The sequence below is a fragment of the Zoogloea sp. LCSB751 genome, from assembly GCF_002028455.1.
Lineage (GTDB): Bacteria > Pseudomonadota > Gammaproteobacteria > Burkholderiales > Rhodocyclaceae > Zoogloea.
In genome coordinates this window covers 1-233 of record NZ_MWUM01000673.1, presented here as the reverse complement: position 1 = coordinate 233, position 233 = coordinate 1, and the positions used below count along the sequence as shown (strand labels likewise).

Annotated in this window: 1 protein-coding gene; it reads left to right on the top strand. The window is 67.8% G+C overall.

Going from position 1 to position 233, the window contains the following annotated elements; translation table 11 throughout:
* Positions 1-233, top strand: a 233-nt coding sequence (locus B4920_RS28120; RefSeq protein ID WP_139379802.1) for a hypothetical protein, incomplete at both ends; no start/stop codon positions are given.

Genomic DNA, 233 nt, shown 5'->3' with positions numbered 1-233 from the left:
TGGAACCCCGCCGCCTAGCGGCGCGCAACATAGCGGGCTTTCTGGCGCGCCAGCTCGGGGAGAAGGTGGGGGAGCGCATCGGGCTGCGGGTGCGGGGCGAGAGTCGCACCAGTGCCGCGACCCGGCTCGAGATAGTGACCGAGGGGGTGCTGACCCGGATGTTGCAGCAGGACCCTGAGCTTGCCGGGGTGTCGCTCGTCATTTTCGATGAATTCCACGAGCGCAGCCTGCAT